Origin of the sequence: Phycicoccus sp. Root563 (genome assembly GCF_001427915.1) — a bacterium.
Classification (GTDB): Bacteria; Actinomycetota; Actinomycetes; order Actinomycetales; family Dermatophilaceae; genus Pedococcus.
The window spans coordinates 1,556,837-1,582,108 of the sequence record NZ_LMGM01000001.1; the positions used below are offsets into that span (position 1 = coordinate 1,556,837).

27 protein-coding genes are annotated in these 25,272 nt (G+C 70.6%); 14 read left to right on the forward strand and 13 right to left on the reverse strand.

The features are described from left to right. Positions 1–893: 893 nt before the first annotated feature. The 6 genes from ASD62_RS07325 to ASD62_RS07350 form a co-directional block, all read right to left on the reverse strand. Positions 894–2,561 (reverse strand): VanW family protein, encoded by a 1,668-nt coding sequence (locus tag ASD62_RS07325; protein WP_157581394.1) that lies wholly within the window; start codon positions 2,559–2,561, stop codon positions 894–896. Positions 2,562–2,575: 14 nt separating this feature from the next. Next, positions 2,576–3,079 carry a flavin reductase family protein gene (locus ASD62_RS07330; RefSeq protein WP_056915395.1) on the reverse strand — a complete coding sequence of 168 codons (504 nt, stop codon included), beginning with the start codon at positions 3,077–3,079 and terminating at the stop codon, positions 2,576–2,578. Continuing rightward, positions 3,076–4,011 (reverse strand): N-acetyl-1-D-myo-inositol-2-amino-2-deoxy-alpha-D-glucopyranoside deacetylase, encoded by a 936-nt coding sequence (mshB, locus tag ASD62_RS07335; RefSeq protein ID WP_056915396.1) that lies wholly within the window; start codon positions 4,009–4,011, stop codon positions 3,076–3,078. Before mshB ends, ASD62_RS07330 begins: the two co-directional genes overlap by 4 nt. A 4-nt stretch (positions 4,012–4,015) precedes the next feature. Continuing rightward, complete coding sequence (locus tag ASD62_RS07340) at positions 4,016–5,704, reverse strand: ABC transporter substrate-binding protein (RefSeq protein ID WP_235530658.1); 1,689 nt, start codon at positions 5,702–5,704, stop codon at positions 4,016–4,018. 94 nt (positions 5,705–5,798) lie between these two features. After that, the gene (gene typA, locus ASD62_RS07345) at positions 5,799–7,682 is read right to left on the reverse strand and encodes a translational GTPase TypA (RefSeq protein ID WP_056917234.1); all 1,884 of its coding nucleotides are present in this window, start codon (positions 7,680–7,682) and stop codon (positions 5,799–5,801) included. Between the two features lie 191 nt (positions 7,683–7,873). Beyond that, a complete protein-coding gene (locus ASD62_RS07350) occupies positions 7,874–8,308 on the reverse strand; it encodes a (deoxy)nucleoside triphosphate pyrophosphohydrolase (RefSeq protein ID WP_056915398.1) in 435 nt (144 codons plus the stop codon). 185 nt (positions 8,309–8,493) lie between these two features. Between ASD62_RS07350 and ASD62_RS07355 the strand changes: the two genes are divergently transcribed. The 12 genes from ASD62_RS07355 (at position 8,494) to ASD62_RS07410 (ending at position 19,437) form a co-directional block, all read left to right on the forward strand. Next, on the forward strand, positions 8,494–10,167 hold the full coding sequence (locus ASD62_RS07355) for an ABC transporter substrate-binding protein (RefSeq protein ID WP_056915399.1): 1,674 nt from the start codon (positions 8,494–8,496) through the stop codon (positions 10,165–10,167). Between the two features lie 162 nt (positions 10,168–10,329). Then, a complete protein-coding gene (locus ASD62_RS07360) occupies positions 10,330–11,340 on the forward strand; it encodes an ABC transporter permease (protein WP_056915400.1) in 1,011 nt (336 codons plus the stop codon). Next, positions 11,337–12,347 carry an ABC transporter permease gene (locus tag ASD62_RS07365; RefSeq protein WP_056915401.1) on the forward strand — a complete coding sequence of 337 codons (1,011 nt, stop codon included), beginning with the start codon at positions 11,337–11,339 and terminating at the stop codon, positions 12,345–12,347. The genes ASD62_RS07360 and ASD62_RS07365 overlap by 4 nt, the downstream gene beginning before the upstream one ends. A gap of 7 nt (positions 12,348–12,354) precedes the next feature. Beyond that, positions 12,355–13,374 (forward strand): ABC transporter ATP-binding protein, encoded by a 1,020-nt coding sequence (locus tag ASD62_RS07370; protein WP_056915402.1) that lies wholly within the window; start codon positions 12,355–12,357, stop codon positions 13,372–13,374. Then, a complete protein-coding gene (locus ASD62_RS07375; protein ID WP_056915403.1) occupies positions 13,371–14,495 on the forward strand; it encodes an ABC transporter ATP-binding protein in 1,125 nt (374 codons plus the stop codon). Before ASD62_RS07370 ends, ASD62_RS07375 begins: the two co-directional genes overlap by 4 nt. A gap of 173 nt (positions 14,496–14,668) precedes the next feature. Then, complete coding sequence (locus tag ASD62_RS07380; protein WP_056915404.1) at positions 14,669–14,977, forward strand: 4a-hydroxytetrahydrobiopterin dehydratase; 309 nt, start codon at positions 14,669–14,671, stop codon at positions 14,975–14,977. Then, the gene (locus ASD62_RS07385) at positions 14,970–15,695 is read left to right on the forward strand and encodes a VIT family protein (RefSeq protein ID WP_369818762.1); all 726 of its coding nucleotides are present in this window, start codon (positions 14,970–14,972) and stop codon (positions 15,693–15,695) included. Before ASD62_RS07380 ends, ASD62_RS07385 begins: the two co-directional genes overlap by 8 nt. A gap of 176 nt (positions 15,696–15,871) precedes the next feature. Further along, positions 15,872–16,525 (forward strand): fasciclin domain-containing protein, encoded by a 654-nt coding sequence (locus ASD62_RS07390; protein ID WP_056915406.1) that lies wholly within the window; start codon positions 15,872–15,874, stop codon positions 16,523–16,525. Between the two features lie 42 nt (positions 16,526–16,567). Further along, positions 16,568–17,380, forward strand: coding sequence for a DUF4397 domain-containing protein (locus tag ASD62_RS07395; RefSeq protein ID WP_056915407.1), 813 nt, complete (start codon positions 16,568–16,570; stop codon positions 17,378–17,380). An 18-nt stretch (positions 17,381–17,398) separates the two neighbouring features. Continuing rightward, positions 17,399–18,094, forward strand: a complete 696-nt coding sequence (locus ASD62_RS20630; protein ID WP_235530660.1) for a class F sortase — start codon at positions 17,399–17,401, stop codon at positions 18,092–18,094. 25 nt (positions 18,095–18,119) lie between these two features. Continuing rightward, positions 18,120–18,692: an RNA polymerase sigma factor gene (locus ASD62_RS07405; protein ID WP_235529073.1), complete on the forward strand. Its 573-nt coding sequence runs from the start codon at positions 18,120–18,122 to the stop codon at positions 18,690–18,692. Beyond that, complete coding sequence (locus ASD62_RS07410) at positions 18,676–19,437, forward strand: anti-sigma factor domain-containing protein (protein ID WP_056915409.1); 762 nt, start codon at positions 18,676–18,678, stop codon at positions 19,435–19,437. Before ASD62_RS07405 ends, ASD62_RS07410 begins: the two co-directional genes overlap by 17 nt. An 11-nt stretch (positions 19,438–19,448) precedes the next feature. Here ASD62_RS07410 and ASD62_RS07415 read toward each other — a convergent pair whose 3' ends face one another. Beyond that, entirely contained in the window at positions 19,449–19,652 is a 204-nt protein-coding gene (locus ASD62_RS07415) for a hypothetical protein (protein ID WP_056915410.1), read from the reverse strand. A gap of 94 nt (positions 19,653–19,746) precedes the next feature. Further along, positions 19,747–20,856: a DUF1524 domain-containing protein gene (locus ASD62_RS07420; protein ID WP_056915411.1), complete on the reverse strand. Its 1,110-nt coding sequence runs from the start codon at positions 20,854–20,856 to the stop codon at positions 19,747–19,749. Positions 20,857–21,012: 156 nt separating this feature from the next. On the opposite strand from ASD62_RS07420, the gene ASD62_RS07425 reads away from it, so the two are divergent. Further along, positions 21,013–21,246, forward strand: coding sequence for a hypothetical protein (locus ASD62_RS07425; protein ID WP_056915412.1), 234 nt, complete (start codon positions 21,013–21,015; stop codon positions 21,244–21,246). On the opposite strand, the gene ASD62_RS07430 is transcribed toward ASD62_RS07425, so the two are convergent. From ASD62_RS07430 to ASD62_RS07445, 4 genes are all read right to left on the reverse strand, one after another. Further along, entirely contained in the window at positions 21,243–21,887 is a 645-nt protein-coding gene (locus ASD62_RS07430) for a DUF1989 domain-containing protein (RefSeq protein ID WP_056915413.1), read from the reverse strand. The genes ASD62_RS07425 and ASD62_RS07430 overlap by 4 nt on opposite strands. Further along, positions 21,884–22,624 carry a guanitoxin biosynthesis heme-dependent pre-guanitoxin N-hydroxylase GntA gene (gene gntA / locus ASD62_RS07435; RefSeq protein ID WP_056915414.1) on the reverse strand — a complete coding sequence of 247 codons (741 nt, stop codon included), beginning with the start codon at positions 22,622–22,624 and terminating at the stop codon, positions 21,884–21,886. Before gntA ends, ASD62_RS07430 begins: the two co-directional genes overlap by 4 nt. A 2-nt stretch (positions 22,625–22,626) precedes the next feature. Beyond that, complete coding sequence (locus tag ASD62_RS07440; RefSeq protein ID WP_056915415.1) at positions 22,627–23,124, reverse strand: hemerythrin domain-containing protein; 498 nt, start codon at positions 23,122–23,124, stop codon at positions 22,627–22,629. 433 nt (positions 23,125–23,557) lie between these two features. Next, positions 23,558–23,851, reverse strand: a complete 294-nt coding sequence (locus ASD62_RS07445; RefSeq protein ID WP_056915416.1) for a WhiB family transcriptional regulator — start codon at positions 23,849–23,851, stop codon at positions 23,558–23,560. A gap of 95 nt (positions 23,852–23,946) precedes the next feature. On the opposite strand from ASD62_RS07445, the gene ASD62_RS07450 reads away from it, so the two are divergent. Next, positions 23,947–24,333, forward strand: a complete 387-nt coding sequence (locus ASD62_RS07450) for a MerR family transcriptional regulator (protein WP_056915417.1) — start codon at positions 23,947–23,949, stop codon at positions 24,331–24,333. Here ASD62_RS07450 and ASD62_RS07455 read toward each other — a convergent pair. After that, a complete protein-coding gene (locus tag ASD62_RS07455) occupies positions 24,236–25,225 on the reverse strand; it encodes an EamA family transporter (RefSeq protein ID WP_200956859.1) in 990 nt (329 codons plus the stop codon). The genes ASD62_RS07450 and ASD62_RS07455 overlap by 98 nt on opposite strands. Between the last annotated feature and the right edge of the window lie 47 nt (positions 25,226–25,272).

Genomic DNA, 25,272 nt, shown 5'->3' on the forward strand with positions numbered 1-25,272 from the left:
CCGTAGNNATCGGGTGGTGGTAGAACTGCGTCACGGCGTTCGAGGACTTGAACGTGATGCCGGCGACCATGACGTTGTACGTCGTGGCGGTTCCGACCAGCCACGACTTCGCGCCGTTGCCGCAGTTGAGCGTGACGGTGCACTGCGGGAGGCAGCCACTGGTTCCGGCGATCTCGGGGTTCTGCCAGCCGACGTTCGGGCCGAGGATCCGCAGGCCGGAGAACGTCGTTCGCGTCTGCGTGAACGTGTGGGCGCGGCCGGCGAGCCGGATGGCTCGACGGGGACTCGATGCCTTGGCGACCGCGAGGGCCTTGGTCAGCCTCTCGTCGTCGGTGCCGGTGAACGAGTCGAGCAGGATGTCGTCCTCGGCGACGGCGGCGGAGGCCGACGAGGCTCCGACGACGGCCGCTCCGGAGGAGACGAGGGCTGCGGCACCGAGGTGCTTGAGGACGGTACGACGGGGGGTGGACATGCTTCTCCTTGCGCGCGGGGGGACGCTTGGGGGGACGCCCGACTCCCGCCGGAGCGGGCCTGAGGGGCGCCTGTCTGCCCCACGCAGGAGCGTGGGTCGCACGGAGCAGTGGTGCATCACGGCGGACGCGGTACCGGCAGGCCACCTCCCTGCAGGGGCGCTCCGGTCACTGTCTCCGGCTGCGTGGAACGGTTCCACGCGCAGACTCGAACAGGGCGAAACCGTAGCCCGACAGCTCCGGGTCGCGAAATCGAGGACACACGCAAACGACACGAAAATGGGTTCATATCGGGACAGAACCACCCAGCTCTAGCTGGCGGGTTCCCGACGATCCGGACCACCCGACACCGGGTGTGGCGCCCTCCCGACACGGCCCGACCCCTGTCCCCGGATCGGGACGTTTCGGCTGGTCAGCCGCCCGTCACCCGCCGGTGCAGGTGACCTTGTCCTCGGGGATGTAGTGGGTGTTGAACTGCGACGTCCGCACGGTCTTGCCGGCCTTCTTGAAGATTCGCGTCACCGTGACGTCGAAGCCGGGCGTCGGGGTCTGCGTCACGCAGCCCTTGGAGTCGTCGACGATGGTCTTCGGCTGGACGACGTTGCGCCGATCCCCCTTGGAGGCCTCGACGTCCCAGACCTTGGTGCCGTGGAAGGTCACCGTCACCGAGCTGCCCGACACGTACGCCTGGATGAGGATGCCGTAGCCGCTGTCGTTGGTGAACCGGTTGTCGACGTCCGGCCAGGAGATCGTGGCCTCGCGTCCCTCGGGGTAGCGCGAGATGTAGAAGCTGTGGGGATGGTGCTCCTCGATCTTCACGCCCGAGAAGAACACCGCGTTGAACAGCGTGGTCGACAGCTGCGAAATGCCGCCGCCGTAGTCCTTGGTCAGTCGGCCGTTCACGATGACCGGCGCCGAGTTGTAGCCCTTGGCCGCCGTCCGCTGGCCGAGTCGCTGGTTGAGGCTGAACGTCTCCCCCGGCGCGACGTACGTGCCGTTGAGGGTCCGCGCGGCGATGGTGATGTTCTCGGTGCGCGGGGGGTTGAACGGGAAGACCGAGGTGAACGAGGAGATGATCTCCTTGGGCTTGATCTTGTTCGCCTGCGCGGTCGTGAGCTTGGGCTGGACGGCCTTCGCGGTGACGGTGGCCGTCCGCGACGGCGACGTCAGGGCCGGGACCACGGCGGCGACGACCGAGGCGTCGTCGAGGGTGGAGCCCGTGGCGGACGGTATGACGACGGGCTTGGTGCCGCTGAACGTGATCTTCGCGTCGCGGGCCTTGGTCTCCAGACCGGCGGCTGAGGCGGCCGCGCGGACGGCGGCCACGAGCTTGGTGTCGTCCACAGCAGGGACGAGCTTGCCGTCCTGGACCTTCATCGACAGGGCCGGAGCGTAGTCGGCCGGCTTCACCGGGAACTTCTTGTCGGCGACCTCGACCGTGACGGGACCGGACATGGCCGGCGTCGCGAACTCCGTTGCGGCGCGCTGCACCTCGTCAGCAGTCACGTCGGGCTCGACGGTGTCGAACTTGGCCCCGATCGGTCCCTTGGCGGGCCACCGGGCAGCTACCTCGTCAGCGGTGCCGGGCACCGAGAGGGTCGCGCCGGCCACCGGCTGCACCACCGCGGCCCTGCCATCGGGGAACGTGATGGCGCCCTGGACGACCTGGGTGTCGAGCGTCGACTCGATGCCCTTGACCGCCACCTCGAGCTTCGCGCGGTCCACTGACGTCTTGAGCTGCTCCGCGTCCCCACCGGTGAGGTGGTTCCAGAGGTCGGAGGGTTTGAGGCTGAACCCCGTGAGCTCCCCCACCGTGCCCGGGAGGTCGAGCGCGAGGCCGGCGTCCGTGGGGCTCAGCTGGGCCGACTTATCGCCGGCGGTGACGATGATCGCGGCGTCCTGCCGGGCACCCAACGAGCGCGACAGGGTCCGCTCTGCGGCCGCCGGCGACATCCCGCCGATCGGCACGCCCGACACGGACGTGTTGGCGGGCACGTGCCGCCCGAGGAACCAGGCCGTGCCGAGGTAGGCGGCGAACAGGACCGCCAGCGCGACCCCGAACCTCAGACCGGCGGAGCCGCTCTCCTTCACGCCCTGCCCTCCCATCACTTCAGCGCCTGGTAGCGGCTGCGGTAGTACACCAGCGCGGCCGCGGGGTGCTCGTTGCTCGAGAGGGACACTACTTCGCCGACCACGATGCTGTGGTCACCGGCGGGGTGCACGTCCGTGGTTCGACACTCGATCGTTGCCATCGCGCCGTCCAGGAGGGCGACGCCCGTGGCCGCACCGCGGTGGTGGGGTATGCGGTCGAGCTGGCCGTGCAGGGGTCGGCCCTGGGTCGAGAGCCACTGCGCCACGGGCCGCTGCTCGGCCCCCAGGATGCTCACACCCCAGATGCCTGCGTCGGTGACGGCCTCGTGGAAGCGCGCGTCGACCTCGACGCACACGAGCACCAGCAGGGGGTCGATCGAGACGGAGGTGATGGCGTTGGCCGTCATCGCGTGGTCGTGCTCGCCGCTGCGGGTGGTCAGCACCGTCACACCGGTGGCGAACCGCCCCATCGCCAGGCGGAACTGGTCGGTGTCGACGGCCGGGAGGTCGGTGCTCACGCGGGAGCTCCTGTCAGGTCGGTGCGACGGGACCCCGGCGGGGCGCCCGTCCGGGAGTGGTCGACCGGGCGCAGGTCCGCGCCGGTGACGAGGTGTCCGGTCTCGGGGTCGAGCAGGGCGAAGCCCTCACGCCCCGACAGCCGGGCCGCGATGTCGTTGGACAGGGCGTAGGTCTCACCGTCCACGGTCACCTGGGTGGCGTGGGCGCGAAGCGCCCGGGCCTGGACCGGGACGAGGGTGGGCTCGACGACCTCGTGGGTCACGAGCTCGTCGGCCACCACCGACGGCGGGTACTCGCCGTCGGGGTCCGGCAGCGACCACGGGGAGTCGGGTGGGAGGTGCTCTGCCAGCCACTGCCGGTCCTCACGGGCCCACGAGCGCGGCGTCAGCACGGCATACAGGAGGGGGCGCTGCTCGCGGGGCAGGGAGGCCACGGCCGCACACGTGATGCGGTGGGTCTGGACGTGGTCCGGGTGGAGGTAGCCACCGTGCTCGTCGTAGGTGACGACGACGGCGGGCCGGACCCGTCGCAGGACGTCGACGACCAGGGACACGGCCTCCTCCGGGTCGGCGCGCACGAAGGTCCCGGGGCCGGGTGGCGAGTCCAACCCGGCCATCCCGGAGTCGCGGTAGGCGGACAGGCGGCTCTCGTCCTCCCCCAGCACCTCGTGGCTCACGCCGAGGGCGGCCATGGCGGCGCGCAGCTCCTCGCGGCGGTACGGCCCGAGGGCGTCGTCGTGGTGCACGTCGAGGTGCAGCAGCTCGGGCGGGATCACCTCGCCCTCCTCCCCCAGGGTGCAGGTGAGGACGTGGACCGGGTGCCCCTCCTGCGCATGACGGGCCATGGTGATGCCCGTCGTCAAGGTCTCGTCGTCCGGGTGCGCGTGGACGAACAGCAGGCGTGCCGCGGGCGCAGGGTCGGGGGTCGTCACCTGGCTATTCCACACCGATGGTCGCCAGGTCCACGAACCCACCCAGGGCCTCGTTGGCGCTGAGCCCGCTCACGGCGCTCCCGGCGATGAACAACGAACGGCGCTGCGCCAAGGCGATGTAGGCGCCACGCTTGGCCAGCGAGGTGTCGAGGTCGGCCCACGCCGCCGCCTGCGCCGCAGGGTCCTTCACCGTCGAGATCCGGGTGATCTCCTTGTCGACGCCGTCGTCCGCGAAGGCGCCCAGGTCGCGGCCGGTCCCGCTGTCCGAGAGGTTCAGGCGGCTGTCGAACAGCGGGGGGATCACCGTGGAGGCCGCCGGCCAGGCCGGCGCCCAGTTGGCCCAGAAGACATCGGTGTCGGCCGCGCGGCCGGGCCTGGACGCCGCCGAGAAGTAGTCCTTCTCGATGGGCTGCAGCGTGACCTGGAAACCGGCCTGCTCCCAGCCGTTGAGCAGCGCCGCCATCGCCTTGTCCGCGGTCGGGGTCGAGCGGTAGGCGACCGTGATCTTCACCGGGAGCGTCAGCCCCGACGCCTGGAGGGCCGCCCGGGCCCCGGCCGGGTCGCCCGTCGGTGAGACACCGAGCGGGTCGGTGTCGCGGTGACCGGCGATGGCGGGGCCCAGCAGGGTCGACGTGGGTTCGGCTGCGCTCGTTCCGCCCAGGGCGGTGACGTACCCGTCACGGTTGGTCGCCAGCGCCAGGGCCCGTCGCACGTCCGCGTTGCGCATGACCGGCGAGGCGAAGCTCGGCGCGAGGTAGTCGACGAACTGCGCGGTGGGGTTGATCGAACGGCGGGTCAACCCCTTGTCGGCGAGCACCTGCTGCTGCATCGCCGGCGGAGCCGAGTCGAGGGTGACGGCGCGTCGGCGGTCGCCCTCGTCGTTGATGACCTGCTGGACGGCCGTCTGGGACTCGGTGCCCTCGACGTACCGGATCGATTCAGGCGCGGCGCGGCGGATGGGGTCGGAACCCTTGTCCCACTTGGGGTTTCGCTCGAAGACCCCACCGGTGCTGGGATCCCACTCGCCCTTGAGCTGGTAGGGCCCGTTGGAGAACACGGCATACGTGGCGTCGGCCTTGCCGTCCCGGGACTTCTTGACGGGCGCGAAGGCGGGCAGCGCCACGACCTGGTTGAAGTCGACCATCGGTGTGCTGAGGCGGAAGGTGATCTTGGACCCGTCGCAGGTGACCGCCTTGTCGAACGCCGCCTGGCCCGAGCCGCCGAACGGTCCGGCGTAGGTCGACGTCCCGTCGGCCTTGCGCGGGATGTCGAGGTAGGCCAGGGGGTAGTTGAGGCCCTCGTCAGCCCACGGCTTCGCGAACGACCGTGAGACGCCGTAGCGAACGTCCTCGCAGGTGACCGGCGAACCGTCCTGCCACGTGGTCCCGCTGCGCAGCGTGAACGCCCAGACCTTCAGCGAGTCGTCGGGTCGGCCGGCATCGGTGGCGAGGTCGCCGACGACGTCCCGCTGGGCTGCCGCGTCGGTGCCCGCCGGGTGGGCCGTCAGGGTGCGGATGAAGGTCCGCCCCGCGAAGGCGACGTCCTGCGGCGTGGTCATGCGCTGGGGGTCCCAGCTCGCCACGGGCCCCAGGGACAGCACCGAGAGCTGCCCGGCCACACCCGTGTCCGGCGCCGAGGCGTCGCCGGCGGTGCACCCGGACACCATGTGGGCGACCGCCACGAGGGCGGTCACCACCCCGGGTCGCCGGAAGGGCCTGCACGGGGGCAGGCCCGACCGGCGTGATGGCAGCAGGCGTCGGTGGAGCACGCTCACCAGCCTGCCGCGATCAGGCGTTGCGCGCCCGGGACGCGGCGCGGGCGCGCAGGGTCTGGTCGAGCTCGACCTTGCGGATGCGCACGGCCTCCGGGGTCACCTCGACGCACTCGTCCTCGCGGCAGAACTCGAGCGACTGCTCGAGGCTCAGCTTGCGCGGGGGCACGATCTTCTCGAAGTTGTCCGAGGAGGAGGCGCGCACGTTGGTGAGCTTCTTCTCCTTGGTGATGTTGACGTCCATGTCGTCGGCGCGGGAGTTCTCGCCGATGATCATGCCCTCGTAGACCTCGGTCGTCGGGTCGACGAACAGCGTCCCGCGCTCCTGGAGGTTGACCATGGCGTAGGCCGTGACGACACCGGTGCGGTCGGAGACGAGCGAACCGCTGGTGCGGGTGACGATCGGGCCGAACCACGGCTCGTAGTCCTCGAACACGTGGTGGGCGATGCCCGTGCCGCGGGTCTCGGTGAGGAACTCGGTGCGGAAGCCGATGAGCCCGCGCGACGGCACGAGGAACTCCATGCGGATCCAGCCGGTGCCGTGGTTGGTCATCTGCTCCATGCGGCCCTTGCGGGCAGCCATGATCTGCGTGATCGGGCCGAGGAACTCCTCGGGGGTGTCGATCGTGAGGCGCTCGACCGGCTCGTGGGTCTTGCCGTCGATCTCGCGGGTGACCACCTGGGGCTTGCCGACCGTGAGCTCGTAGCCCTCACGCTTCATCTGCTCGACGAGGATGGCGAGCGCGAGCTCTCCACGGCCCTGGACCTCCCACGCGTCGGGACGCTCGGTCGTCAGGACGCGCAGCGACACGTTGCCGATGAGCTCCTTGTCGAGGCGGTCCTTGACCATGCGGGCGGTGACCTTCGAGCCACGGACACGGCCCACCATCGGGCTGGTGTTGGTGCCGATGGTCATGGAGATGGCCGGCTCGTCGACGGTGATGACCGGAAGCGGGATGGGGTTCTCCGCGTCGGCGAGGGTCTCGCCGATCATGATCTCGGGGATGCCGGCGATGGCGATGATGTCGCCGGGGCCGGCCGACTCGGCGGGCTTGCGCTCGAGGGCCTCGGTCATGAGGAGCTCGGTGATCTTCACGCGCTCCACGGTGCCGTCGACCTTGCACCAGGCGACGTGCTGGCCCTTCTTGATCGTGCCGTTGTGCACGCGCAGGAGGGCGAGGCGACCGAGGAAGTTGGAGGCGTCGAGGTTGGTGACGTGCGCCTGCAGGGGCGCCTCGTCGTCGTACGTCGGCGCGGGGATCGTCGACAGGATCGTCTCGAAGAGTGCCTCGAGGTCGTCGGCGTCCGGCAGGCCACCGTTCTCGGGACGGGTCATCGACGCGCGGCCGTTCTTGGCGGAGGCGTAGACGATCGGGAACTCGATCTGGTGCTCGTCGGCGTCGAGGTCCATGAACAGCTCGTAGACCTCGTCGACGACCTCGGCGATGCGCGAGTCGGGGCGGTCGACCTTGTTGATGCACAGGACGACGGGCATCTTGGCGGCGAGCGCCTTGCGCAGCACGAAGCGGGTCTGGGGCAGCGGGCCCTCGGACGCGTCGACGAGCAGGACGACACCGTCGACCATCGACAGGCCGCGCTCGACCTCGCCACCGAAGTCGGCGTGGCCGGGGGTGTCGATGATGTTGATCGTGGCGCCATCCGCGAGGCCGGCCTCTGCGGCGGCCTTGCCGGCGTAGTGGATCGCGGTGTTCTTCGCGAGGATCGTGATGCCCTTTTCGCGCTCGAGGTCACCGGAGTCCATCGCGCGCTCGTCGACGTGCTGGTGCTCGCCGAACGCGCCGGCCTCCCAGAGCATCTTGTCGACCAGGGTGGTCTTTCCGTGGTCGACGTGGGCAACGATGGCGACATTGCGGATGTCACCGCGGGTCTTCATGGGCATGAGCACCATTGTCTCAGGCTTTCGAGCACGTCAGGACCACCCCGCCCGTACGTGGTGACCACCCCCACAAGCGGGGTGTGCGGCGGGGCCGCCCGCCGCCATACCTCCCGGTGGTGCCGGCTCACCACCGGACGGGTCCCTGAGCGCCCGGGAGGCGGCGCTGTCGGTTGTTTGGCTGCGGTTGGCGCGACTCAGCGCAGCCGGGTGGCGATCACGTCGACGATCGGGAGGTCGGCGGGCAGCCACGGCACGTCGTGGAGGTCGTCGGCGGTGAGCCACCGGAGGGCGTCGTGGTCCTCCAACGGGGCAGGTTCGCCCGACTCGACCACGGCCCACCACACCGTCATCGCGTACGCCTCCCCCAGCGGCCACCGGCCGTCCCGGGGCCCGCGGAGCACGGCTCCGAGGCGCACCGTCACCCCCAGCTCCTCGCGCAGCTCGCGGTGCAGGGCCTGCTCGTCGGTCTCGCCCGGGTCGACCTTGCCACCGGGGAACTCCCACCCGCCGGCCAGCGCCGGGGGCTCGGTCCGACGGGCGCTCAGCAGGCGCGTCGGGTGGTCGAGGTCGTCGACGATCGCGGCGCCGACGACGGCGCGCACCAACGGGAACCGTGCTCTTTCCGGCATGTGTCTCACTTTTGTTAATTTCCGCGGCGGAGCGGTGCGGGCACCGCAGTTCTCGCTAGGGTCTCGCACCAACCGTAGAAGGTTTGCGCACGCATGCCCCTTCGGACCGCACCACCTGCACCACCCCTGCTCCACCCCTGGCGCCCGACCGGGTCGACCAAAGTTCGCACACAAGCGAGGTATTCATGAAGCTCACGCGAAGGACGACTCCGGTCGTCTTGGCGACGACGCTGGCCCTCACCCTGACGGCCTGCGCCCAGTCAGACCGCGGGTCTGGCAGCGGTTCCTCCAGCGGTGGTGACACCAAGGACACCATCACGTTCGGCGCGGCAGGCGCCCCCGAGCTCTTCGACCCCTTCTACGCCACCGACGGCGAGACGTTCCGCGTCACCCGCCAGATGATGGAGGGCCTGGTCGGCATCAAGCCGGGCACCGCCGACATCGAGCCCGAGCTCGCCACCAGCTGGGAGGCCTCGGCCGACGGCAAGGAGTGGACGTTCAAGCTCCGCGAGGGCGTCAAGTTCTGGGACGGCGAGGCCTTCAACGCCGCAGCCGTCTGCTACAACTTCGAGCGCATGTTCGATCAGAACGAGGTCGCCCAGGGCGGCCCCGCCGGCTACTGGGCCGACGTCATGGGTTCGTTCAAGACCGACGCGGCCAACGCCCTCTACCAGGGCTGCACGGCCAAGGACGACATGACCGCGGTCATCAAGATCCTGCGCCCGACGTCGAAGTTCCCGACGGCCCTGTCGCTCGACTCGTTCTCCATGCAGTCGCCGAAGGCGCTCAAGGACGGCGACGCGAACAACGTCACCAAGCAGGGTGAGGGCTTCGGCTACCCCGCGTACTCGAAGAACCCGGTCGGCACCGGCCCGTACAAGCTCGACAAGTACGACGAGGCCAACAAGACGGTCACGCTCGTGCGCAACGACGCCTACTGGGGCGAGAAGGCGAAGACGGCCAAGCTCGTCTTCAAGATCATCCCCGACGAGAGCACCCGTCGCCAGGAGCTCGAGGCCGGCAGCATCGACGGCTACGACCTCCCCAACCCGGCTGACTGGAAGGGCCTGAAGGACGCCGGCAACGACGTGCTCGTCCGCCCCGCGTTCAACATCCTCTACATGGGCCTCAACCCGGCCAAGAACCCGAAGCTGAAGGACCTCAAGGTCCGCCAGGCCCTCTACTACGCCCTCAACCGTGAGCAGCTGGTCAAGACCCAGCTGCCCGAGGGCGCGACCGTCGCCACGCAGTTCGTCCCCGAGACGATCAAGGGCTACAACAAGGACCTGCAGCCGTACGCCTACGACAAGGCCAAGGCCATGTCGCTCCTCAAGGAGGCCGGCGCCGAGGGCATGAGCCTGACGTTCGCCTACCCGTCCGAGGTGTCGCGTCCGTACATGCCGGACCCCCAGAAGATCTACGAAGCCCTGCGCACCGACCTCGAGGCCGTCGGCATCAAGGTCAACGTGGTCACCAAGCCGTGGAACGGTGGCTACCTCGACACCGTCGACAACGGTGGCTACGACGCGTGGCTGCTCGGTTGGACCGGTGACTACAACTCGCCCGACAACTTCATCGGCACCTTCTTCGGCAGCCTGAAGACCAACGACTTCCACACCAGTGCGACGTCGTACGGCGCCCAGCTGTCCAAGGACCTCGAGGCGGCTGACGCCATCGTGGACGAGGGCCAGCGCACCGCTGCCTACGAGAAGCTCAACAAGACGATCATGGAAGACGACCTGCCGGGTCTGGCGATCAGCCACTCCCCGCCGGCCCTGGTCGTGAGCAAGAAGCTCAAGGGCCTGGTCGCCAGCCCGCTGACCGCCGAGACGTTCTCCTCGGTGACGGTGAGCAAGTGATCTGAGGTAGACCTCGGACAGCACTTCCTAAGACTGTGGCCGTCCCAGCAGAATCGCTGGGACGGCCACAGTCGTGTATGAACGTTCGTCGAACATGCACTTCCCCCCGTGCGAACCCGTCCGTCGACGCCGATGGTCGACCGTGAAGGAGATTGAGCCCCTGTGCTGAGATTCATCCTGCGAAGACTGCTGCAGATGGTGGGGGTGGTCGTCGTCCTGTCCCTGCTGGTCTTCCTCTGGCTGCGTTCGCTGCCGGGCGGCACCGTGTCCGCCATCCTCGGCGAGAAGGCGACACCGGCCCGACGGGCCGCCCTGGAGAAGGCCCTCGGCCTCGACCAGCCCCTCTACGTCCAGTACTGGCAGTTCCTCAAGCGGGCCGTCCAGGGCCAGTTCGGGTCGAGCACCGGCGTGCAGCCGGGTGTCGACGCCATGCAGGTGTTCGTGCAGCGGTTTCCCGCGACCCTGGAGCTGAGTTTCTTCGCCCTGCTCTTCGCGATCGCCGCCGGCATTCCCCTCGGGTACATGGCCGCTCGGCGCCGCACGTCGTGGTTCGACAACCTGTCGGTGGTCGGCTCCCTCATCGGTGTCGCCGTCCCGGTCTTCTTCCTCGCCTTCCTGCTGAAGTACTGGTTCGCGATCAACCTGCACTGGCTGCCGGTGTCCGGTCGCCAGGACCCGAGCCTCGACGCGACCCGAGTCACCGGGTTCTTCGTCCTCGACGGGCTCCTCACGCGTGAGTACGACGCCGCCTGGGACGCGCTGAAGCACCTGATCCTGCCGAGCCTCGCGCTGGCGACCATCCCCTTCGCGGTGATCTTCCGCATCACCCGCGCGTCCGTCCTGGACGTCATGGACGAGGACTACGTGCGCACCGCGGAGTCGAAGGGCCTGACCAACAAGGTCATCCGCGGCCGGCACATCCTGCGCAACGCCCTCCTGCCCGTGGTCACGACGATCGGCTTGCAGACCGGTGGCCTGCTCGTCGGCGCGGTGCTGACCGAGCGGGTGTTCTCCTGGGGCGGGATCGGCGAGGCCGTGGCGGTGGCGTTCACCCGTCGCGACTACGCCGTCCTGCAGGTGTGCATCCTCATGGCGGCGATCACGTTCGTCGTCATCAACCTTCTCGTCGACATCGCGTATGCCGTGATCGACCCCCGAGTCCGGACGAGGTGACCCCGGTGTCCAATCCCCTCAACCCTGACAACCTGGACCCCAGGAACAAGAAGCAGCGCATCGACGAGCTCGCAGCCCGCTCCGGCGGCACCGCGACGCTCACCGTCGACGACGCCGGTCACATCGAGGAGAGCACCGGCGTCTCGCTCATCGCGAGCGCGTGGCGGCGGCTCCGGCGCAACCCGGTCTTCCTCCTCGGCGCCGGCATCACCCTCCTGTTCGTCCTGCTGGCGATCTTCGCCCCCCTCATCGCGCCGCACGACCCCACCAAGGGGCTGCTGCTCGACAAGGTCCGTCCGCAGAGCAACCCCGTCCCGGGTCCGGAAGCCGGCTTCCCCCTCGGCGCCGACACCTCAGGACGTGACGTCCTCTCCCGCCTCATCGTCGGGAGCCGCCAGACGCTGATCGTGGGTGTCTTCGCCACGCTCTTCGGCCTGGCGGGCGGCATGTCGCTCGGTGTCCTCGCCGGTGCCTTCAGCGGGTGGGTCGACTCCCTCGTCATGCGCATCGTGGACGTGATGCTCTCGATCCCGTCGCTGCTGCTCGCGGTGTCCATCGCGGCGCTGGCCTCGCGACCGAGCCAGTGGACGGTCATCATCGCCATCGCGACGGTCCAGGTCCCGATCTTCGCCCGACTGCTGCGGGGCTCGATGCTGGCGCAGCGTTCCAGCGACCACGTCCTCGCAGCGAGGGCGCTCGGCGTGAAGCGGTCGGCCATCGTGTTCCGGCACATGCTGCCCAACTCGCTCGGCCCGGTCATCGTCCAGGCGACGCTCGTCATCGCCGGAGCGATCATCGACGCCGCGGCGCTGTCCTTCCTCGGTCTCGGCAACCCCGACGACCGGCAGCCCGAGTGGGGCCAGATGTTGGGCAAGGCCCAGAACAACATCTTCGACAACCCGGCCCTGGCCATCTGGCCGGCACTGTGCATCATCGTCGTGGCGCTCGGCTTCACCCTCATGGGTGAGTCGCTGCGCGAGGCCCTCGACCCCAAGAGCAGGAGATGAGGGAGGCATGACCGAAACCATCGAGAACACCCGCACCCGAGGACACAGCGAGGAACCGCTGCTGTCGGTGCGCGACCTCACGGTCACCTTCACGCGGCAGGGCGAGAAGCCGTTCGTGGCCGTCGACGGCGTGAGCTTCGACGTCCGCCCCGGCCAGACCGTCGGCCTCGTCGGCGAGTCCGGCTGCGGCAAGTCCGTCACGTCCCTGGCGATCATGGGGCTGCTCCCCCAGCGCGGGGTCCGCGTCGAGGGCGAGGTCCTCTACGGCGGCACCAACCTATTGACCCAGTCCAACGAGCAGATGCGCGACCGTCGTGGACGCGACCTCGGCATGATCTTCCAGGACCCGCTCTCGTCGCTGAACCCCGTCGTGCCGATCGGCGTCCAGGTCACCGAGGTGCTGGAGCGCCACAAGGGCCTGTCCCGCAAGGCGGCCACCCCGTTGGCCCGCGAGATGCTCGACAAGGTCGGCATCCCCGACCCGAACCGCCGCCTCAAGGACTACCCGCACCAGCTCTCCGGCGGGATGCGCCAGCGCGCCCTCATCGCGATGGCGCTGGCGTGCGCCCCCAAGGTCCTCATCGCCGACGAGCCGACCACGGCCCTCGACGTGACGATCCAGGCCCAGATCCTCGCCCTGCTCAAGGAGCTGGTCGAGGACAGCGGCACGGCCCTGGTCATGATCACCCACGACCTCGGCGTCGTCGCCGGGCTGGTGGACCGGATCAACGTCCTCTACGCCGGTCGCATCGTCGAGCGCGGTGACCGCCACCCGCTCTTCGCGCAGCCGCGGCACCCGTACACGCACGGCCTGCTCAGCTCCATACCCCGGCTCGACGGGGAGCGGGGCACCAAGCTGACCCCGATCCCCGGCTCGGTGTCGGACAACCTGCCGTGGGCGAACGCGTGTGCGTTCGCGCCCCGGTGCTCGCAGCCCATCGACGTCTGCGTCGAGAAGACCCCTGAGTTCGTGGAGGACGGCCCGCGGGCGCTCCGCTGCCACAACCCCGTGGAGGTGTCCCGGTGACCGTCAGCGACGAGATCCTCGTCGACGTCAAGGACGTCAAGGTCCACTTCCCCATCAAGCGGGGGGTCATCTTCGACAAGACGATCGGCCACGTCTACGCCGTGGACGGCGTCGACCTGCAGATCCGCAAGGGAGAGACCTACGGCCTGGTCGGCGAGTCCGGCTGCGGGAAGTCGACCCTGGGGCGGGCCATCCTCAACCTCGAACCGCCCACCTCGGGCTCGGTCGAGTTCGACGGGATCGACATCGCCGCGCTCAAGGGCGAGGAGCTGCGGCACAAGCGCCAGGACATCCAGATGGTGTTCCAGGACCCGATGGGCAGCCTCGACCCGCGCCAGACCGTCGAGTCCCTGCTGCTCGAGGGCATGAAGGCGCACGGGCTGACCAAGGACGAGAAGCAGGCGGCCACACGGCTGCGGGACCTGCTCAAGGCCGTCGGCCTGCCGGTGGCGGCGCTGAAGAAGTACCCCCACGAGTTCTCCGGCGGCCAGCGCCAGCGCATCGGCATCGCCCGGGCCCTGTCGGTGAACCCCAAGCTCATCGTCGCCGACGAGCCCGTCTCGGCGCTCGACGTGTCGGTGCAGGCGCAGGTCATCAACCTCCTCGAGGAGCTCCAGGACGAGTTCGGGCTGACCTACCTCGTCGTGGCCCACGACCTCGCCGTCGTGCGCCACATCAGCGACCGCATCGGGGTCATGTACCTCGGGGCGATCGCGGAGGAGGCCGATGCGGAGGACCTCTACACGAAGCCGCTGCACCCGTACACGCGGGCGCTCATGTCCGCCGTGCCGGTCCCCGACCCGCTGATCGAGGACCGACGCGAGCGGATCCTGCTGCAGGGCGACCTGCCCTCCCCCGCCAACCCGCCCACCGGCTGCCGGTTCCACACGCGCTGCCCGTGGCGGCAGGACACGAAGTGCGACACCGAGCGCCCCCAGCTGCGCACCCTGCAGATCGCCGGTGTCCCCGACTCGCACCGGGTCGCCTGCCACTGGGCCGAGCAGATCGAGTCCGGCGAGGTCGCGATGCACACCGTCAAGGCCTCCCTGACGTCGCAGACGGACCACACCTCCGGTGGGGACGACTTCCTCGGGCCGGCCTCGGTCCAGGAGGCCCTCTGAGGAGCCACCGGGCCTGACCGGCCGACCGAAGACCGCGGGTATGCCGCGTGTGCACCTCGCGCACGCGGCACACCCGTCCCTGGGGGGTGCGGTCGCCCGTCGGCCTGCGTCGGGTGGGTGAGGTGAGGCTGGGCTTCGGTGACAGAGGGGGCGTTCCTTGCCAGAGTGGGCGCATGTCCAGGTTGCTCACGCACGAGGAGATCGACCGCCAGCTGAACGACCTGCCCGGGTGGGCGGTCGACGGCACCCAGATCGTGGCGACGTTCGAGGCTCCCGACTTCCCCGCCGCGATCCGCCTCGTCGACGAGGTAGCCCTCGACGCCGAGTCGATGAACCACCACCCCGACATCGACATCCGTTGGCGCTCGGTGCGGTTCGTGCTCTCGACCCACGACCAGGGGGGCCTGACCCAGCTCGATGTCGAGCTCGCCCACCAGATCAACCAGGCCGCGGACCGGATCGGGGCGCAGCCGCGTGGCTGAGGTGGAGACCGACGTCGTCCCCCACGAGGGCGAGGAGCACGACCAGGGCATCGGCGCGAAGCTCAACTGGCTGCGGGCGGCCGTCCTCGGCGCCAACGACGGCATCGTCTCGACGGCCGGCATCGTGATCGGCGTGGCCGCCGCGACGACCGACCGCGGCGCCATCGTGACGGCCGGTGTCGCAGGCCTGGCTGCGGGTGCGATGAGCATGGCCGCGGGCGAATACGTCTCGGTGAGCACCCAGCGGGACACCGAGAAGGCGTTGCTGGACAAGGAGACCCGAGAGCTGCGCGAGATGCCCGAGGAGGAGCTGCGCGAGCTCGCGGAGATCTACGAGGGCAAGGGTCTGTCGTCCGAGCTCGCCCACGAGGTAGCGGTGCAGCTGACGAAGCACGACGCCCTGGGCGCCCACGCCGAGGCCGAGCTCGGCATCGACCCGAACGAGCTGACCAACCCCTGGCACGCGGCGTGGGCCTCGATGTCTGCCTTCACGGGCGGGGCGCTGCTCCCCCTGGTCGCGATCCTCCTGCCGCCGCAGGGTGCCCGGGTCGTCGTCACGGCGCTGGCCGTCGTCGTCGCCCTCGCCGTCACCGGCGCGGTGAGCGCCGGCCTCGGGGGTGCACCGCGACAGCGCGCCGTCCTGCGCAACGTCGCGGGAGGCGTCCTCGCTATGGCGGTCACCTACGGCATCGGCGCCCTGGTGGGCACCCAGCTGTAAGGACGCGACGGACGCCACGCCCGTACCGAGGTACGGGTCGGGTCCCACGGTGGCACGGGCCCGGGAGCGGGTCGTCGACCAACTTCTCGCGCCCGAGTGCATCCCGGGACGGGGGTACGGCGGAAGTAGGGGCAGGCGGCCCACGACGGACCGCCCCGAGCCCTGGAGGTCCACCGATGTACCTGCGCCGCAGAGTCAGCTCCGTCCTCGCCACTGCCGCCCTCGCCACCGCGCTCGTCGCGCCAGCGGCGAGCGCGGCGCCGACCACGACCGCGTCCACCGGGACGAGGAGCCTGGCCGCCGTGCTCACGGCGGACGGCAACACCTTCGACCGCAACTGGTACGACTACGACATCCTCACCGAGGCGGTCCTCGCCGTGCTCGCTGCCAAGCCGGACAGCCCGGTCGGGGTCCTCGCCGACGGCACCGTCCCCCTGACCGCGTTCCTGCCCAACGACCGCGCGTTCCAGGTCCTCGTCGCCGACCTCACCAGGTCGTGGCCGAGCACGGAGCAGAAGACGTTCAGCACGCTGGCGAGCACCGTGGGCATCGACGCGATCGAGAAGGTGCTGCTCTACCACGTCGTCCCGGGCGTGACGATCGACTCCCGGACGGCGCTGAGGTCCGACGGGGCCTCGCTCTCGACCGCCCTCCCGGGCGCGTCCTTCACCGTCGACGTCCTCTCCGCCCGCTTCAAGCTCGTGGTGCTGCGCGACAACGACAAGAACGACGTCAACCCGATCCTCAACCCCCGCGCCCTGGACATCAACAAGGGCAACCGGCAGATCGCCCACGGCATCGTCTTCGTCCTCCGACCCGTCGACCTCTGACCAGACCATTCCACCGAACCCTTCGAGAGCTGAGGAACCCCCATGAAGATCACCCGCTTCCTCGCCGCCGCGCTCCTCGCGGTGGCAGCCACCGGGTCGGCCCTGCCGGCGCAGGCCGCCGGCGAAGCCACCGTCACCGTCGTCCACGGCATCCCCGGCGCCACGGTCGACGTCTACGCCAACGGTGACGCGTTGCTCACCGACTTCAAGCCCGGGACCGTCACCGACCCGGTGAAGCTCCCGGCCGGCACGTACGACCTCAAGGTCACCGCGGCCAACGCCGGTGCCGACGGCAAGGCCGTCGTCGAGGCCAAGGGTGTCGCCGTACCGGCCGGGGCCAACGTGTCCGTGGTCGCGCACCTCACGGCCGACGGCAAGCCCGTCCTCACCCCCTTCGTCAACGACGTCTCCAGGGTGGCGGCGGGGAAGGCCCGCCTGACGGTCCGGCACACGGCTGCCGCCCCGGCGGTCGACGTGCGGGCCAACGGTGCGGTGGCGTTCAAGGGTCTGACGAACCCCAAGGAGGCCAAGGCCGATCTCCCTGCCGGCACGATCAGCGCGGACGTGGTGCTCGCAGGCACCGACACGGTCGCGGTCGGACCCGCCGACGTGACGCTGGCCGAGGGGAGCAACACGATCGTGTACGCCTACGGCAGCGCCACGGACGACACCCTTGCCCTGGCCGTCCAGACCATCTCCGGACTGCACTCCTCGCCCGGTGGCGTCCCTGCCGGCAACGGCGGGCAGGCGGCCGCGTCGGCGGACCTCTCTCGCGCCGCCCTGGTGGCCGCCGCAGCGGTCGTCGCCGGTGGCGTGGTGCTGCTGCGTCGTCGCCCCGCCGTCGCCCGCGGCTGAGGCGGGCCGACGGTGTTCGTGAGGGCCTCCCACAGGAGGGTGGCGGCCGCGGTGGTCGCCGCCCTCCTCGCGGGGGCCCTCACGGCCTGGCTGACGCGCGACGCCGGTGAGGACGACCCTCGGGCGCTCGCGCGCACGGCCTCGACGGGCACGACGGCCGCGCCGCTATACCGCCCGTTGCCCACGTCGTCGCCCACGCCGACACGCTCGGAGACGGGGCGCGACGCCATACCGGCCGCCGGAGTGGGCGCGACGGTCCGCTCCACACCTCCACCACCCACCCGCATCGTCGTCCCCCGGCTCGACGCGACGATGCGGGTGGCTCCCGTCGGGGTGGACCAGCGCGGCGACATGGTCATTCCCGCGGACCCGCGCGTGGCGGGGTGGTACCGGTTCGGGGCCGCACCGGGGAGCTCGTCCGGGGCGACGGTGATCGCGGCGCACGTCGACGGCGCGCGCTACGGCATCGGTCCCCTGGCCCGCCTGGGGACGCTGCAGCGCGGCGACGCCGTGACGCTGACCGCCGGAAGAGACGAGCTGCGCTACCGCGTCACCAGGGTGCTGCGTCTCGACAAGGGAGAGCTGGACACCGACGACCTGTTCGACCGGGACGGACCGGCTCGCCTGCACCTGGTCACCTGCGGTGGCGCGTTCGACCGAACCACCGGGCACTACGAGGACAACATCGTCGTCGTGGCGACACCGGTGGGCTGAGATCCCCATGACTACAGTGGAAGGCGTGTTGGCCCTGGACGAGCTGGTCGCGGAGCAGGACGACCTCGCCGCCCGGTTCGCCTCGGGTTCGCGCGAGGCTCTCGCCGAGGTCTACGAACGCTGGTCGGCACTCGTCTACACGGTGGCCTTGCGGGCCCTGGACGACGCGCACGACGCCGAGGACGTCACCCAGCAGGTCTTCGTGTCGGCGTGGGGAAGCCGCCACACCCTGCGGCCGAGCGAGGGCGCCATACCGGCCTGGCTCGTGGGCATCACCCGCCACAAGGTCGCCGACGTCCGCACCCAGCGCTACCGCAGGGCTCGCAACCTGGCCGCCGTCGCCTCCGTCACGCCCGAGGCCGGGTCCCCGCCACCCGAGCCCGACATCGCCCAGCGTCTGCTCGTCGCCCACGAGGTCGACCGCCTGGGCGAGCCACGGGCGTCGGTGCTGCGGCTGGCCTTCATCGAGGACCGGCCGCAGGAGGAGATCGCCGAGCGGCTCGGCTTGCCGCTGGGCACCGTGAAGAGCCACGTCCGCCGAGGACTGGTGCAGCTGCGATCACGACTGGAGGAGGTGGACGATGACTCACCCCGATGAGGAGACCCTGGCCGGGCTGGCCCTGGGTGATGCCGCAGGGGCGTCCGACGACCTCGCCCACGTGGCCACGTGCCCGTCCTGCAGCGCCACGGTGGCCGACCTCCGCCGCGTGGCCGACGCGGTGTCCGTGTCGCCCCGACGCCTCGACCTCGCTGCTCCTCCCGCCGGCCTGTTCGACCGCATCGAGGCCCAGATCGACGACGAGGAGCGGGACTCCGAGGTCCTCGACCAGGCTCACGCCGTCGCTCCGTCACCCGCCATCGCGCAGTCCCCTCCCACGCAACCGGTCGCAGCCCGGGCGAGACGCCGCTGGGGCCCGGTCGGGTGGGCGGCGGGCGCCGCTGCTGCCGGGATCGCCATCGGGTTGCTCGCGGGGTACGCGGTGTGGAACGAACCCGCACCCCCGGCACCCGTGGAGGTCGCGAGCACCCGGCTCGACACCCTCGACACCCGGCAGTGGCAGGGGATGGCCACGCTGTTGCGCGAGGACGACCAGGAGCTCCTCTCGGTCCGGACCGAGCGACTCGACGCCGGCTCCGGCTACCTCGAGGTGTGGCTGCTCAACCGCGACGGAAAGCGAATGGTGTCCCTCGGGGTGCTCCGGTCCGACGGCCGGTCGTCCTTCCCCGTCACCCAGCAGCTGATCGACGAGGGATACGTCATCGTCGACATCTCGCGGGAGGGGTTCGACGAGCGACCCGAGCACTCCGGCGACAGCCTGGTCCGGGGGACCCTGAAGAGCTGACCCCCACGTCGTCAGACGTCGAGCTTGCCCATGGCCGGCAGCGACAGGAGGGTCGAGACCGCGGCGACCCGGACCTGCGGCGGCGCGTGCACCGCCTCGATCGAGGAGCCGGTGCCGGTGACCGGCACGGACAGGGCTGCGGCGAGGACCGCGGCGGACGTGAGCCCGCGCGCGGTCAGGTGGGGGCGACGGAGGGTGGCTGCGGCGATGTTCATGGCACCACCGTGGTGGCAGGCGCTGGCGCGCGGGTGTGCCGCCACTGTGCCGTTCCTGTGAGGGGCGGACCACCGCGCGGGGCCCGCCTGCGCTTCAGCGTTCGCAGGCCAGCCCGTCGTGGTCACGGTCCTGGTACCAGTCGTACTCCGGGTCCACGCCCTGCCGGTAGGGGCCGTAGCCGGCGGCGTTCGCCTCCCGGCACGTCCCGAACCGCGGGTCGGTGTGGGAGGGCTTGGGGGTCGACGGCTTGGGGGTGCTCCGGCTGCGGGCCGGGGTCGGTGTCGGGGTGGGGGTGGCCCCGGTGGGTCCGCCACCGAGCGGGATCGCCCTGGCCGTCGGCAGCGCCTGGCCGGGGCACGCCCGGAGCACCCGGATGACCGCGTCGCGCTCGGCCGCCGTGACCCACAGGCCGTACCGGTGCTTGACCGCCACCTGTCGCGCGACGTAGGAACAGCGACCGGCCTTGCGCGGAGGCAGCCAGGTGGCGGCGTCTCCGTCGCCCTTGCCGGCGTTCGTGGGGCCGTCCACGGCGAGGAGGTTGAGCGGGTCGTTGGCGAACGCCGTTCGCTTGGCGGTCGACCACTGCTGGGCGCCCTTCTGCCACGCGTCCGAGAGTGCGACGACGTGGTCGATCTGGACGGCGTTGGAGGTACCCCGCCCACGGACGAAGTCGATCGCCGTGCCGGTGTAGGGATCCGCGAGGGTGCCGGACAGGACCAGGCAACCGTTCGTGCCCGCCTTGAGGGTGAAGCGCGTGAGGTCGCGGCGGAGGATGTCGTTGCGGGTGTCGCAGCCGTTGCGATCGACGTCGGCCCAGGCCTGGCCGAATCGGTCGCGGTCGTAGCCCGTCCTGGCCGCCCGACCCTTGACCGGCAGGGTGGCCAACGTCGTCACGGCGGTGCCCGGCCGTACCGTCGCGGTCGCCGCGTCCGGGGCAGGGGTGGTCGAGGCGGCGGGACGGGAGGTGTCGGTCGTCGCCGAGCGCGCCGGGTTCGTCGTCGGCGTCGTGGTGGTGGTCGGCGCCGGGGCCGACGCCGGCTGCGCCTCCTCGCCTGGCGGCGTGGAGCTCGTGGAGCTCGTGGGGCCCGTGAGCGTCGAGAAGGCCGGGGAGTCCGCGTTCGCCGGCACGCAGCCCGAGACCGCGACGACGAGCAGGACCCAGCCTGCGGCCGCTGGCCAGCGGAGCTCGGGACGGCGAATCATCAGGAGGGACAGACACTTTCGATGGGGGACGCTTCACGCTACGTCCTCACCGACCCCCGTCCCTGCGAACCCGACAAGCCTGACCGAAGAGACGAGGATCGGATGGTCCGGCCGGTCCGCTCCCCCCGGCCACGCCCAGGCGCTACACATGACCTCATGACGGACAAGGTGCAGCTGCTCTGGGAACGCGCAGTGATCGGCGGTCTGGTATGGGCCGTGGGTGTGGCCGTGGTGGTGTGGGCGCTCGTCAGCGTCGGCGGGGGCTGGGGGGTGTTCTGGACGTTCGTCGGCCTCGTGATCGTCGTGGCGGGCGGCACGTTCGCCCTGATCGGCACGATCGCCCTCGGCGTGAAGCTCGGACGCGAAGCCGCCGAGCTCGACGAGCCCTAGGACGCCCGGACCGAGTAGTCGATCGGCTTGCACGTCCCGCCGTTGGACTTCTCCGCCGAGCAGGCCGTCAGGCCCACGTGCAGGTCCATCTCGGCCCGGACCGTGAAGCGGTCCCCCGCGGACGACGTGGGAGGGTCGATGTGCAGCTCTCCCGAGGGCTCGGGCAAGACGTTCATGAAGATGTTGAGCGTCGTGGACACCATGTCGGAGGTGATCCCGAACGGCGACAGGCCGGTCACGAGGTTCTCCAGGCAGCTGGGGTGGTAGGCGCCCTCGAACTCGGGGTAGAGCAGGTCGAAGGTCTGCTGGCTGCACGGCGTGAGCAGGAAGTCGTGCCGGCCGCAGGTGTCCTCGACGACCGTGAGCATGGGAGTGCTCCGGTTGCTGTAGAGGGTGTGCCCGGTGGTCAGGAAGATCGTGTTGGCGAAGTCGATCGTCCGGCCGCTCGACAACCACTCGTCGTGGTCCTCGGCGTTGAAGCAGAAGAGGTCGCTGACCTGGCCGCCGGTCGGGTCGACCACCGTGAGCTGCTCCCCGGCGCGCAGTAGGAAGCCCGTGCCCGTCTGGGGCGCGAGTCGCTCGAGGCCGGTTCCCCCGTCCCGAGTCCCGGTGTCCTGGCCGTCGGTGTCGTGCGTGGTCACGGGTTCTCCTCGTCGAAGCTCACTGGGGCCGTCCAGTCGGTCGGGACCTCTCGGCCCGAGTACTGCCGGGCCTCCGAGCCGGCCCCGTGGTCGGCGACCATGGGGTTGACGTCGCCCTGCAGGGCGGTGTCCCGACGCCGGATGGTGTCACGCATGCGCTCGAACCGCTCGGACGCGCGAAGGTCCTCGAACTGCTGGTGCAGGTTGAACACCAGGGTGGGCAGCGGGGTTCGCCGGGCGATGCGCGAGGCGGCGGGGTGCAGACCGACGACGAAGTACGCGGTCCCCGCGACGCTGAACGCGAAGTGGGGGTTGGCCGGGTCGTCGGACACGTGCGGGCTCCACGGCTGCTGGTCGGCCTCGTGCAGCTGCTCGAGCTGACGCCACAGCAGCGACTCGAAGGCGGTCTCGCTGTCCACCACCGTGTCCGGGAAGACCGCGACGAGGGACGCGAACCCCGCCCCCTGGTCGGTGTCCCGGCCGAAGGCGCACAGGGCGTCGTACAACAGGGCCGTCGCGCCCTCGGTCGCCATCTCGCCGAGGGCGACGACGGTCGCCCGGTCGCGGTTGAAGACCGAACGAGCGCCCAGGCAGGGGTAGTCCGGGTGCAGCACCATCGTCTCGAGCGCGCCGGCCACCTCGTGCGGGCTGCGGCGGTCGGGGTCGAGGGCCAGCTCACGGGTGAGCTCGTCGAGGCCGGGCTCGCCGCCGTGGTTCGGGTGGAGTGCCTCGGTCACCGTCAGGAGACCACCGCGTCGACGACCTTCTTCAGCGCACTGGGCTGCGCCGGGGACCGGGGAGCGGTCTTCCTGGCCTCGAGGAGCCGCTCGCCGAGCTCGCTGAGCTGCTTGCGCCCCAGCCCTTCCCGGACCTTCGGGAACCAGTCGTTCTCCTCCTCGTCCATGTGGTGCCGCACGTTCTCGATGAGGACGGTGGTCTTGGCGTGGAACCGCTCGTCCGACGGCTTCATCGGCATGAGCTCCATGACCAGCACGTCCGCGACGTGGTGCTCCTCGTAGGACTCGAGGACGTCGTCCTCAAGGTCGGGCAGCAGGCGACGCACCTCGGGGTACATCACCTCGTTCTCGATGTAGGTGTGCATCGTCAGCAGCTCGATGCACTTCTTGACGATCGCCCCTTGGCGGGCAGGCGTCGTCGTCGACTTCTCGAACTCGCGGAAGAGCGCTCGGACCTCTTTGTGGTCGGCTCGCAGGATGGTGATGGCGTCGGTCGACATGGGGGCTCCAGACGTGAAGGGGTCGGGCCACGCGGCCCGACCCTGTGTCCTTACCCCCGCACCCCCACCCCAAACCCCCGGGTATGGCGCGGGGACCGGGACCTTGGCCCCTGCCGGTACGCGTGGTGGGCGTCGAGGCGGGGCCCCATGGCCTGCCGCGACGGGTAGCACCCTCCACGAGGTCGCCGGGCCGCGACCGAACGGCACGCGGGGGGTTTCCCTTCAGGAGCCCGCCCAGCGCCCCGCTCGTCGAGGCGGCGAAGCCGTGGTTCCACCGCCTCGTGGCCACGCCCCCGGCAAGCCCCTCGCCGCCTCCCCGGCCGCACACGCACGGTCGGCACCGTCGCGCAGCACGGTTCACCGCCCGTGAGCGGCTGCGGCCCTGCCGGCCGGACAGCGCTGGCGCGTAGCCCGGACGCCTTCCCTCGAAGGGTCAGACGGCCTGGCGCGCGCTCTGGCCGAGGCGGATGAGCTCGCGCTCCTCCGGCGTCGTGCCGCCCCACACGCCATACGCCTCACGCACGGACATGGCGTGCTCGAAGCACTGCTTGACCACGGGGCACTCGCGGCACAGGGCCTTGGCCCGCTCGTCGCGGCTGAGGCGTCGGTTGCCGCGCTCGGCCTCCTCGGCGAAGAACTCGTTGGGGTCGGTGTCGCGGCACGCGCCCTCGACCTGCCATTCGTAGGAGCTCAACAGCGGTTGGGGCAGTCGCTTGATGCTGGCCATGTCTGAACTCTTCTCATGTGGCGGTGAAGTGGTTCACAACTTATGCAAAACCTATTCAACATGCAACCCGCCTGAACAAGTTCTACAGTCGAGCCATGCCCAACGACGTCACCGCCTCCATCCCGGGGCAGGCACCCGGGCTCCGAATCGCCGGCTCGACGCCGCTCCTCGTCCGCCCGTCACTGCTCGTGGTCCGCACCGACGACACGGCACCACCTGAGGTCGAGTGGTCGGTGGGCGCGGTCTCCGAGCAGTGCGGCATCCCGACGGCGACCCTGCGCAGCTGGGACCGCCGGTACGGCATCGGACCGTCGCAGCGCACCAGCGGCGGCCACCGCCGCTACACCGACCTGGACATCTGCCGGGTGCAGGTGGTGCAACAGCTCAGCGACCGCGGAGTGCCCACCCAGACCGCGGCACGCGTCGCACTGTCGATGGACGCAGGCCGCCTCGCTCGCGAGACCGCCGCTCCCTCCGCCTGACAGCCGCCCCCGCCCCTCGCGCGCCGGACGCCCCGAGCAGGACCCCCGCGACCACGACCACCCCTCCGGCCACCTCGACGAGCGTGGGTCGCTCGTGCAGGACCAGCCCCGCGGTGGCCATCCCGACCACCGGGACGAGCATCGAGAACGGCCCGACGACGCCAGCAGGGTGCCGGGCGAGCAACCAGGTCCAGATCCCCGAGCCGACGACCGTCCCGACGAGCACGGTGTAGGCCAGCCCGGCCCAGGCGGGGGCCGCCTCGGCGGTGAACGAGGTGGACAGCGACCGCCCGATCGCCTCCTGACCCTCGAGGGCCAGGGACAGCGCGAGCATCGGCACGGGCACCACCACGGACATCCACAGCGTCAGGTGCAACGGGTTGGGTGGCGCCGCGAGCCGGCTGGACAGGTTGCCCAGCGCCCACCCGAGCGCACCGAGCAGCACCAGGACGTAGGGAACGAGCTGGGCGACGCCCGCTCGCGACACCCCCACGACGAGCATGCCGACCGCGGCCAGGGCCACCCCGAGCCACTGCCGTCGCCCCACCCCCTCCCCCAGCAGCAGGGCGCCCAGGACGAGGGTGAACGGGCCGGAGGCCTGCAGCACCAGCGACGCCAGACCGGACGGCATCCCCGCAGCCATCCCGGTGTACAGGAAGGTGAACTGGAGGACCCCGAACCCCAGGCCGTACCCCACCAGCCAGCGCGTGGGCACCTGCGGGCGAGGCACGAAGAGCAGGGTCGGGACCGCCAGCAGCGCGAAGCGCAGGGCCACGAGGAACAACGGCGGGAACTGCGCCAGCGACAGGTGGATCGCCAGGAAGTTCACGCCCCAGATGGCCGCGACCACGCAGGCCAGGGCACGGTGCAGCGGTGGCAGTCCCTGGGTCATGAGCCGAGCATGCGTGACGCAACGTCGTAGCACAATCACAAACTTCT